Annotated in this window: 9 protein-coding genes and 1 pseudogene; 8 read left to right on the forward strand and 2 right to left on the reverse strand. The window is 69.2% G+C overall.

Going from position 1 to position 10391, the window contains the following annotated elements; genetic code table 11:
• A partial coding sequence (locus GA0115259_RS14330; protein WP_176732546.1) for a bifunctional DNA primase/polymerase occupies nt 1-341 on the reverse strand: 341 nt, incomplete at its 3' end.
• 651 nt (nt 342-992) lie between these two features.
• On the opposite strand from GA0115259_RS14330, the gene GA0115259_RS14335 reads away from it, so the two are divergent.
• Both GA0115259_RS14335 and GA0115259_RS14340 read left to right on the forward strand, forming a co-directional pair.
• Nucleotides 993-2498 carry a PP2C family protein-serine/threonine phosphatase gene (locus GA0115259_RS14335; protein WP_093596152.1) on the forward strand — a complete coding sequence of 502 codons (1506 nt, stop codon included), beginning with the start codon at nt 993-995 and terminating at the stop codon, nt 2496-2498.
• A 168-nt stretch (nt 2499-2666) separates the two neighbouring features.
• Nucleotides 2667-4151 carry an aminopeptidase P family protein gene (locus GA0115259_RS14340; RefSeq protein WP_093596155.1) on the forward strand — a complete coding sequence of 495 codons (1485 nt, stop codon included), beginning with the start codon at nt 2667-2669 and terminating at the stop codon, nt 4149-4151.
• Nucleotides 4152-4211: 60 nt separating this feature from the next.
• Here GA0115259_RS14340 and GA0115259_RS14345 read toward each other — a convergent pair whose 3' ends face one another.
• Nucleotides 4212-4703, reverse strand: a complete 492-nt coding sequence (locus tag GA0115259_RS14345) for an ATP-binding protein (protein ID WP_093596170.1) — start codon at nt 4701-4703, stop codon at nt 4212-4214.
• 218 nt (nt 4704-4921) lie between these two features.
• Here GA0115259_RS14345 and GA0115259_RS14350 point away from each other — a divergent pair, with 218 nt between their 5' ends.
• The 6 genes and pseudogenes from GA0115259_RS14350 to GA0115259_RS14375 form a co-directional block, all read left to right on the forward strand.
• Nucleotides 4922-5851, forward strand: a complete 930-nt coding sequence (locus tag GA0115259_RS14350; RefSeq protein WP_176732547.1) for a hypothetical protein — start codon at nt 4922-4924, stop codon at nt 5849-5851.
• A gap of 254 nt (nt 5852-6105) precedes the next feature.
• On the forward strand, nt 6106-6828 hold the full coding sequence (locus tag GA0115259_RS14355) for a YcnI family protein (RefSeq protein ID WP_237539997.1): 723 nt from the start codon (nt 6106-6108) through the stop codon (nt 6826-6828).
• Nucleotides 6829-6998: 170 nt separating this feature from the next.
• Entirely contained in the window at nt 6999-7655 is a 657-nt protein-coding gene (locus GA0115259_RS14360) for an SCO family protein (protein ID WP_093596161.1), read from the forward strand.
• On the forward strand, nt 7652-8134 hold the full coding sequence (locus GA0115259_RS14365; protein ID WP_093596164.1) for a copper chaperone PCu(A)C: 483 nt from the start codon (nt 7652-7654) through the stop codon (nt 8132-8134). The genes GA0115259_RS14360 and GA0115259_RS14365 overlap by 4 nt, the downstream gene beginning before the upstream one ends.
• A gap of 14 nt (nt 8135-8148) precedes the next feature.
• Nucleotides 8149-10164: a copper resistance protein CopC gene (locus tag GA0115259_RS14370; RefSeq protein WP_093596167.1), complete on the forward strand. Its 2016-nt coding sequence runs from the start codon at nt 8149-8151 to the stop codon at nt 10162-10164.
• Nucleotides 10165-10170: 6 nt separating this feature from the next.
• Nucleotides 10171-10391 (forward strand): annotated as a pseudogene (locus GA0115259_RS14375) (hypothetical protein); the annotation flags it as partial.

The following is a 10391-nucleotide window of genomic DNA, read 5'->3' on the forward strand; positions in this document are numbered from 1 at the left end:
GCGACGGCCGGCAGGCTCACCGCGCAGGGCGCGCCGCCGCCGGTGGCCAGCACGATCGGGGCCGTGGGCCGGTTCCGCCACCACCAGCGCACCATGCGCTCGTCGGTGGTCGCCGCGAGCAGGCCGGGATCGAAGGGGTGCGCGCCGGGTACGGCGCACTCGAGGTCGGGGCAGGCGCAGCCAAGTCCGCGTGTCCCGCGTCCGCCGGCCGCCGTGAGACCGGCGCCCGGGAGTACGGGCCATCTCCACGCGGTGGCGCAGACGAGCGCCGCGTCGAGTTGGGCAGGCCCCCCCTTGCGCCGGAGCCGGAGCCTGCGTCGCCTTCCGAGGATCTCGCGCATGAGCGCTCGTTCCTTTCCGTTGAACGCCGAGGTCCACATGACACTGACACCATGTGTGTGCATCACTTCACCGTGCGTATCACTGTGCGTAGTAACCGCGCGCACTTTCGACGCATGGCCGCCCCGTACCTGAGGCACGGACAGCCCCTCCCCACCCGCGGGCGCATCACGCCATTCCTGGGCCGGGCACGGACTGTCTTCGTTGAGCATGTGGCGAGGGGTGGCGTGCGCATGGCGCTTACTGTCCCGCTCTGTCCCGCTGTGCTTTTCTCGCCACTCCGGGGGATGAGGTGTGACCTACGGCGGTTAAGACGCCCGGTCCTGCCGCCAGGTTCCGGGGCGGTCCCAACTGCCCCTGTCCGTCACCGTTTACGTACCCATCACGTTCGGAATGACGCTCCAACCGGGCCGAACTCGAACTCATCCCTGAAGGACCCCCTGTTGAGCGCCCTCAGTCGATCGCAAAACCTGGTCAGGGGGGTAATTTTTCTGCCAACTTGAACGTCTCAGGACACCGGCCGTTCCGCCCGGACAATGCTGGACATTGCCTTAGTTGTACGTGTACATGTGGATACATGGGTAGCCGCGCGGAATGACCTAGGGGTTTGCGATGCTATTGAGTGAAACGCACCCGTCGGAAAGCCGACTGCCATGAGCGCCCCGAACATGCCGAAAGTGGCTGGAATCGATTCCACGGTTCCGGCCCCCGCGCACACTGGCCCGCCCTTGGACGACCTTCCCGCCGCGCCCGGCGCGCTGATCCGGGACCGGCTGGCCGGCTGGGTCTCCGATCTGACCACCCTGCACGAACTCACCGAACGTCTGGCCGGAACCGGCTCACTGGACAGCGCGCTCAAGGAACTGCTGCGCGCCGGAGCCGCCCTCGTCGGCGCCCGCCGAGGGCTGGTCGTACTCGAACCGGCCGACGGTCTGGGCCCCGGCACCACCCTTGGACTCGGGCTCACGCATGCCGATCTCGGCCATCTGGAGACCGTGCCGCGCCGCGCCTCCTCGTACGGCCGGCTCCTGGACGGTCCTCCCGCGCGGACCGAGCCGGTGGCCTCTCCCGATCTGCTCCGGGACACGGAACTGGACCCGCGTCAGCGCGAGGTCGCGGTACGGCTCGGATACGGCGCCAGCTACGCGGTACCGCTGGTCGCCGGTACGGAAGCCCATACGGGTGCCGCGTCCGGTCTCGCGTCCGGCGGCGCCACGTCCGGTCCGGTATCCAGCACGGTGTCCAACGCCGTGTCCGGGCGGCTCGGGGCCGCTATCTGGTTGTACGACGAACCCGCCGAACCGGTGGAACGCCAGCGCCATCTCGTCGGTCTCTACACGCGGTATGCGAGCCGGCATCTCTCCCGGTTGCTGGAGCTGGAGCGCGCCCGTACCCGCGTGGCCACCATCGCCGAGGAACTGCTCCCCAGCCGGCTCCCACGGATCCCCGGCCTCCAGCTCGCCGCGCGCCATCGCACAGGCCCGTACGGCGGCGGTGACTGGTACGACGCGCTCCCGCTGCCCGAGGGCGCCGTGAGCCTGTCCGTCGGCTCGGTGAGCGGCTCCGGGCCCGGCGCGGTGGCCGCGATGGGACAGCTGCGCGCGTCGCTGCGCGCGTACGCCGTGATGGAGGGCGAGGATCCGGTCGCCGTACTCTCCGATCTGGAGCTGCTGCTGCGGCTGACCGAGCCCGCGCGTACGGCCACGGCCCTCTTCGCGTACGCCGAACCGGCCCAGGGCAAGATCCTGCTGGCCGGGGCCGGACACGCGCCGCCGCTGATCGTCGGCGACCGGCGTACCGAGTTCGTCGAGACGTCCCTGTCCGCGCCGCTCGGGATGCTCGCCTGCTGGGAGGCGCCCAGCGTGGAGCTGTGGCCCGCGCCCGGCGAAACGGTGCTGCTCTATACGGACGGACTGCTGCGGCGCACCGGCGACCCCATGGACCGGGCCTACGCGCGGCTGCACGGAGCGGCGGCGAGCATTCCTCCGTCCGCCAGGAACGATCCGGGAGCGGTCGCCGACCACGTACTGCGGACCGTACTGCCGGACGGGCCTGACGGTCCGGGCGGTCCGGGCGGTCCGGGCGGCAGAAACGCCGAAGGCGCGTGGAATCCCGACAGCGCCGAGGACGTGGTGCTGCTCGCCGCCCGGTTCGACTGATCTCGCCCGGTCTCACCCCCGGTCTCACCCGGTTCTCACTCGGTCTCGCCCGGTCTTATCCGGTCTTATCCGGTGCCGATGGATTCCGCACAGGGACACCGGGCGGCCTTCCCCTCACACATACGATGGGAAGGATGTTCTGGATTCATGACCTTATGAGGAGAAGACGTGGCTGACGAGCTCGCCCAGGAGACCCCGGAAACCCCGGAACCGGAGATCCCGGAGACCGAAGAAGAACCGATCAAGACAAGGAAGAACGGTTTGAACCCGGGCGTGTCCGAAGAGCTCGCAGAAATCATGAAGTCCGGCTGGGCCGACACCGAGCTGCACGGTCTGGAGCCGATCGCACAGGCGTCCCACACCGCCGCGCGCCGCGCCGCGCTCTCCGCGCGCTTCCCCGGCGAGCGCCTGGTGATCCCCGCGGGCAACCTCAGGACCAGGTCCAACGACACCGAGTACGCCTTCCGCGCCTCGACCGAGTACACGTATCTCACCGGCGACCAGACCCACGACGGTGTTCTCGTACTGGAGCCGAAGGACGGCGGGCACGACGCGACGGTCTATCTGCTGCCGCGCTCCAACCGGGAGAACGGTGAGTTCTGGCTCGACGGCCAGGGCGAGCTGTGGGTCGGCCGCCGGCACTCCCTCGCCGAGGCCGAGCAGTTGCTGGGCATCCCGGCCAAGGACGTACGGAAGGTGGTGGCCGTCCTCAAGGAGGCGACGGGCCCGGTCCGTAACGTCCGTGGGCACGACGCCTCCATCGAGGCCGCGCTGACCGACAAGGTGACCGCGGAGCGCGACGAGGAGCTGCGCATCTATCTCTCCGAGGCGCGCGCCGTGAAGGACGACTTCGAGATCGGCGAGCTCCAGAAGGCCGTCGACTCCACCGTGCGCGGCTTCGAGGACGTCGTGAAGATCCTCGACAAGGCGGAGGCGACCAGCGAGCGCTATATCGAAGGAACATTCTTCCTGCGCGCCCGCGTCGAGGGCAACGACATCGGTTACGGCTCGATCTGCGCGGCGGGACCGCATGCCACCACCCTGCACTGGGTGCGCAACGACGGCGACGTACGCTCCGGCGATCTGCTGCTGCTCGACGCCGGTGTGGAGACGCACACCCTCTACACGGCCGATGTCACGCGCACGCTGCCGATCAACGGGCGCTACAGCGAGCTCCAGCGGAAGATCTACGACGCGGTGTACGAGTCCCAGGAGGCCGGTATCGCGGCGGTGAAGCCCGGCGCCAAGTACCGCGACTTCCACGACGCCTCGCAGCGTGTCCTCGCCGAGAAGCTCGTGGAGTGGGGCCTGCTCGAAGGGCCGGTCGAGAAGGTCCTGGAGTTGGGCCTCCAGCGCCGCTGGACGCTGCACGGCACGGGCCACATGCTCGGTCTGGATGTGCACGACTGCGCTGCCGCGCGCCGGGAGGTGTACGTGGACGGGACGCTGGAGCCGGGGATGTGCCTCACGGTCGAGCCGGGGCTCTACTTCCAGGCCGATGATCTGACCGTGCCCGAGGAGTACCGCGGTATCGGTGTCCGGATCGAGGACGACATCCTCGTCACGGAGGACGGGAACCGGAATCTGTCGGCGGCGCTGCCGCGCCGGGCCGACGAGGTGGAGGCCTGGATGGCGGGCCTCAAGCAGGCCTGACGGCTGGGGCAGCAGGCCTGACGGCTGAAGCAGGTATGACGGAGGGCGCGCTGCTCGGGCTCACATGGCTCTGAGCAGGGCGTCCTCCCGCCACTTGAGGATCTTGTCGAAGCTGACCACCGCGCCGTGCCCGGGTTTATTGCGGAAATACACATGATCGGCGAGCTGTTCGATCAGACCCAGCCCTCTGCCGCTCTCGGCGGTGGGAGCGGGCGGTGGCACAGGGCGGCGCACCACTCGTCGGGTGGAGAAACCGGGGCCGGAATCGGCCACTTCGATACGGCAACGCTCGCCGTCCAGATACGCGGTCACCCGGTATGCCCCGGGCGATCGGGCGGAACGTCCGTCCCCGCTGTCACCGCCGTCGCCGCCGTCCTCACCCGTACCGCCGTGCTCGACGGCGTTCGCACAGGCTTCGCTGAGGGCGACCGAGAGATCGAAGGAGACCTCGGGATCGACCCCCGCGGTCTCCATGGCGCCGAGCAGAAGATGACGGGCGAGCGGAACGCTCGCGGCTTCGCGCCGCAAGTGGAGAGACCACCAGATGCTCATGCTCCAGCCTTTCTGGCTGCGGCTCGACATACCGATACGTATTGCCCTCCATTTGCCCTCCGTGGGAGCCCGTAAGCGCGCGGTTGACGTGATAACCCTCATTCGGCCGACGCGAACGCGGCGCATGGCGGTGTATAGGGCGGCGCGTATGGGGCGGAGAGCGACCTTCCGGACCTGCCCTACGGCGGCCGGAGGCGCAGTGCGATGATGACCCGGCCATGTCTGCTCGTCTCGTACGCGCCGGAGCCGCTCCGCGGCTGCTGAGGGCCGCGGTGTTCACCGCGGTCTGTGTCGTGCTGTCGGCGACCGGACATGTGCTGGCCTCCTGCGCCCCGGTCCCCTGGTGGACTCTGCTCCTCAGCTTTCTGGCGGTCTTCGCCGTCGCGGCTCCGCTGGCGGGACGCGCGCGTTCGACACCGTCCATCGTGGTGGCCCTGACGGCTGGGCAGCTCGCTCTGCACGGTCTGTTCGGCATCGGTCAGCGGCATCTCACGGTGCCGGCCGGAACCGATGACGCGCTGATCAGACTGGCCGCGAAACTGGTCTGCGGAGCGGGCCCGGCCTCGCTGAGCACGGTCGACGCACAGCGGATCGTGGCCAACGCGGGGCTCAACCCGGCGGGTTCGGGCATGGGCATGGGCACGGGTGCCGCGGCGGCTGCGGATGGAGCCGCGGCTACGGGCTCCGGGGCGATGGCGTCGATGGCGGGCGCCCATCAGCATCTGATGGGCGCGATCGGAGCCGCAGGCTCGTCCTCGGCTTCCGGTTCAGCCTCCGGTTCGGCGGCCGGACACTCCGTACAGACCTCCGCCGACGGGCTGCTGCCCTCCCTGCCGATGGTGCTCGGGCATCTGCTGGTCGCCCTCGCGATGGGCTGGGTGCTGCGCCGCGGAGATCTCGCGCTGCTGCGGCTCACTCAGCTCTCGGCGCACGGGATCAGTGAGGTGACGGAGAGTGCGACGCTGCGCGCCCTGCGTGCGGCCCTCGCGCTCGTACGGGCCCTGCGCGCCGGGCTGACCGGCGCGCACACTCCGGAGACACGCGCTCCGCGTATCTCGTACGCCACTCTTCCGGTGCCTGCCGGGGAGACACTCCAGCACACGGTGATCAGGCGCGGCCCTCCGGCGGTCCTCGCTCTCGCAGCCTGACCCGACATTTCCCACTCCGGCACGTCCGCACTCCGGCACGTCCGCACATCCACGCGTTCTTGTGTGGTTACGCGCTTACGTGCTCATGCTGCTACGTCCGTACGTCTCTGCGGCCGTGCAGGACGGGAGTGATGTCGCGCCGCCCGATCATCTTCTCTCCCCACACCGTGGAGTGTTCCGTGTTCTCAACGTTCTCCGCCTCCTCCTCAGGATCCGCGGCCAAGAACCTCACTCGCCTCTCCGTCGCCGGCGGTATGGCCGCGACCGCTCTTCTGCTGCTGGCGGGCCCCGCCTCGGCGCATGTCAGCGTCCAGCCGCAGGGCCCGGCCGCCAAGGGCGGCTATGCCACGATCAACTTCAAGGTCCCCAACGAGCGCGACAACGCCTCCACCACCAAGGTCGAGGTGAACTTCCCCACCGACCACCCGCTGGCGTCCGTGATGCCGCAGCCCGTGCCCGGCTGGAAGATCGATGTCACCAAGAGCAAGCTCGCCAAGCCGCTGGAGATGCACGGCAACACGATCACCGAGGCGGTCTCCAAGGTCACCTGGACCGCGGACGGCGGCAAGATCGGCCCCGGGCAGTTCCAGCAGTTCCCCCTCTCCGTCGGACAGCTTCCCGAGGACGCCGACCAACTGGTGTTCAAGGCCATCCAGACGTACGACAACAAGGACGTCGTCCGCTGGATCGAGGAGCCCAAGGAAGGCGCGGCGGAGCCCGAGAGCCCCGCGCCCGTCCTGAAGCTCACCGCGGCCACGGGCGACGAACACGGCGGTACGGCGGACCAGGCCGGCGCCAAGACAGCCTCGGACCACGACGACACGAAGACCGCGAGCGCGGCCGACGGCGCGAAGACCGAGACGGCCTCCGCCGACAGCAGCGACACCACCGCCCGCGTCCTGGGCATCGTCGGCATTGTCGTCGGTGTCGCCGGCGTGGCCTTCGGTGTCCTGGCCGGCCGGCGTCGTACAGCCTGACGCACCGCCCGACCGCGGCCCGACCCGTAGCCCAACTGCTGCCTGACATACGGCCGCAGCACGGCTGACGCGTCAGGCTCCATGTATCCGAGGCATCCGAGGCACGCGAGGCCGGAACTCCCCGGCCCCGTGTGCCCGGTGCCCGTACTCCACGACCAGGAACTCCCTTCATGCGCAAGAAAACCCTGTCCTCGGCCGCCGCCCTCGCGGTGGCCGCGGCGCTCGCCCTGACCGCCTGCGGCAGCGGCGACGACTCCACGAAATCGATCGCCGATGTCTCCGTCCAGGAGAAGACCAAAGCGGCGACGGTGCTCGATCAGCCCTTCGAGAAGCCGAACCTCGTCCTCAAGGACACCAAGGGCAAGGACTACGACTTCCGCGAGCGGACCAAGGGCAAGCCGACGCTGATCTACTTCGGCTACACCAACTGCCCGGACGTCTGCCCGCTGACGATGAGCAATATCGCCATCGCCAGGAAGTCGCTTCCCCAGGCCGACCAGGACAAGCTCCAGGTCGTCTTCGTCACCACCGATCCCGAGCGTGACACCTCCGCCGAACTCGCCAAGTGGCTGCCGAGCGCGGGCGACCCGTCCTTCGTCGGACTCACCGGTGACTTCCCGACGATCCAGGCGGGCGCCCGTCAGCTGGGCATCGGTATCGACCCGGCGACGAAGGAGAAGGACGGCAGCGTGGTGTCCATGCACGGCGCGCAGGTCATCGCCTTCTCGCCGAAGACCGACGCCGGCTATGTCCTCTACGGCGAGGACACCTCCGCGGACGACTACGCCAAGGATCTGCCGAAGATCATCAAGGGCGAGACCCCGTGAACCGCCACACACCGCTCGCAGCCGCACCCGCACGCGGACTCGCAGTCGCCATCGGTCTCACGGCCACGTTGGCACTGACCGGCTGTTCCTCCGGCGGCGGCTCGTCCGAGCAGCCCGAACTGTCCGTCAGCAGTGCCTATATGCCCCAGCCCGTCAGCGACCTCGCGGCCGGCTTTCTCGTCATCACCAACAGAGGCGGCGGCGCCGACAAGCTCACCTCCGTCACCGGCGACCTCTCAGACGACATCACCATCCACAAGACCGAGAACCAGAAAATGATGGAGGTGACGTCCTTCGACATCCCGGCCGGCGGCGAGCTGGATCTCGAACGCGGCGGCAGCCACATCATGTTCATGGACATCAAGCGCCGCCCCCAGCAGGGGGAGAACGTCAACATCGAACTGCACTTCGAGAAGGGCGATCCCATCGCGGTCGAACTTCCCGTGAAGGAGACCACCTACAACCCGGCCCAGCAATGAGGGACTGAAACGCCATGACAGCCATCGCCCCGCGCTTCGGGCAAGCACCCGGGCAAGCACTCCTGATGCGCCTGCTGCTCATCACCACGGTGCTGCTCGGCACCGTCTTCACCGTGCTCTCCGGCACGGCGTCGGCGCATGCCGCGCTGACCGGGAGCAGCCCCGAGGACGGGGCGGTGGTCGCTTCCGCTCCCAAGGACATCACCCTCACCTTCTCCGAACAGATCGCCATGGGCGACAACTCCATCCGTGTACTCGATCCCACCAGCAAACGCGCGGACACGGGCAAGATCCGCGATCTGAGCGAGGCGGGCGCCGTGCGGTACGGCGTCGACCTGCGTCCCGGACTGCCCGACGGCACCTACACCGTCGCCTGGCAGGCCGTCTCCGCCGACAGCCATCCCGTCTCCGGCGCCTTCACCTTCTCCATCGGAGCGCCCTCCGAGACCACCGCCACCGTGCCCACCGAGGAGGCGGGCGGCGGACTGGTCGGCACGCTGTACGGCGCGGCACGCTATGTCTCGTACGCCGGTTTCATCCTGCTCGTCGGCGGCGCCGCCTTCGTACTCGGCTGCTGGCAGCGCGGTGCGTCCGTACGGCCACTGCAACGGCTTGTCGTCCAGGGCTGGCTCGCCCTCACCGCCGCCACACTCGTCCTGCTGCTTCTGCGCAATCCGTACACCGGCTCCGGCGAACTGGGCGACGCCTTCGATCTCGACGGGCTCCAGGACGTCCTGGCCACCAAGACCGGAGCGGCGCTCGTCTCCCGGCTGCTGCTCCTCGGCGCGGCGGCGCTCTTTGTCGCCGTCCTCTTCGGCGCGTACGCCAAGAGGGAGTCGCCCCGTGACGAGGAGGAGAGCAAGGAGCGGAAGGACCTCACCTTCGGGCTCGCCATGGGCGGATCGGTCGTCGCGGCCGGGATCGCCGCCACCTGGGCGCTGTCCGAACACGCCTCGACCGGGATACAGACCGGTCTCGCCATGCCGGTGGACGTCCTGCATCTGCTGGCGGTGGCGGTCTGGCTCGGCGGGCTCACGGCGCTGCTCGTCGCCCTCTACCGGGCACCCTCCATCGACAGCACGGCGGTAGGGCGCTTCTCCCGCACCGCCTTTCTCAGCGTCGTGGTGCTCGCCGCGACCGGGCTCTACCAGTCCTGGCGTCAGGTCGGATCATGGCCGACGCTCTGGGAAACGTCATATGGACAGCTCCTGTTGGTCAAGGTCGGACTCGTGGCTGTGCTGGTCGCAATCGCTTGGTTCTCACGGCGGTGGACGGGACGGCTGGCGGAAGAGACGGCGGTGGACGGGCAGTTGGAGACCGCGGCGGAGGCGGACACTGATATCGAGGCGGACACCGGGATCAAGGCGGAAGCCGAGGTGGAGGCGGAACCGGAGGCCGGGGGGAGAACCGGTTCCGACACCGTCACCGCGACGGCTGTAGTTGATGACAGTCAGAGAGCTACCCAACTCGCCCGGCAAAGAGCCGCACTGGCGAGCGCACGCCAGAAGCGCCTCCGCGACGCCGATCCGGCGCGAACCGGACTGCGCCGCTCCGTACTGGCCGAGGCCGGAGTCGCCGTGGTGCTCCTCGCCGTCACGACCGTACTGACGTCCACCGAGCCGGGCCGTACCGCCGAGCTGGAAGCGAGCCGCACCGGCGGCGCCGTGGCCGAGGCTCCCGCGAGCGCGGGTCCCGTCAATATCCGTATGCCCTTCGACACCGGCGGCCGGAACGGCAAGGGCACCATCCGGCTGACTCTCGACCCCGGCCGCTCCGGCGCCAATGTGATGCACATCTATGTCGACGGCGCCGACGGAAAGCCCCTGGATGTGCCCGAGGTGAAGGCCGCCTTCACGCTCACGGCGGAGCAGATCGGCCCGCTGCCGATCGTCCCCGACCGTTTCGCTCCCGGACACTGGAGCGCGGACGGCGTACAGATCCCGATGCCCGGCGAGTGGCAGCTCCAGGTGACCGTACGGACCTCCGACATCGACCAGACAACTGTCGACAAGAACGTGAAGATCGGCTGACCCATCGTGAGCGAGACCCGGCAGGACCACGACAACCGGAACGACCGGAACGACCGCAGCACTCGGGCCGCGCGGACCGCCCAGGATCCTCGGGAGGAGGCCCGGGACGCCCCGGACGACGACCGGCTGCGGACGGACGGCGCCGCGCCGGCCGGTATTTCCCGGCGGCGGCTGATCGGCACCGCGAGCGCCGCCGGGGCCACCGGACTGGCGCTCGGAGCGGTGGG

This window comes from Streptomyces sp. MnatMP-M17, assembly GCF_900091995.1.
Taxonomy (GTDB): Bacteria; Actinomycetota; Actinomycetes; order Streptomycetales; family Streptomycetaceae; genus Streptomyces.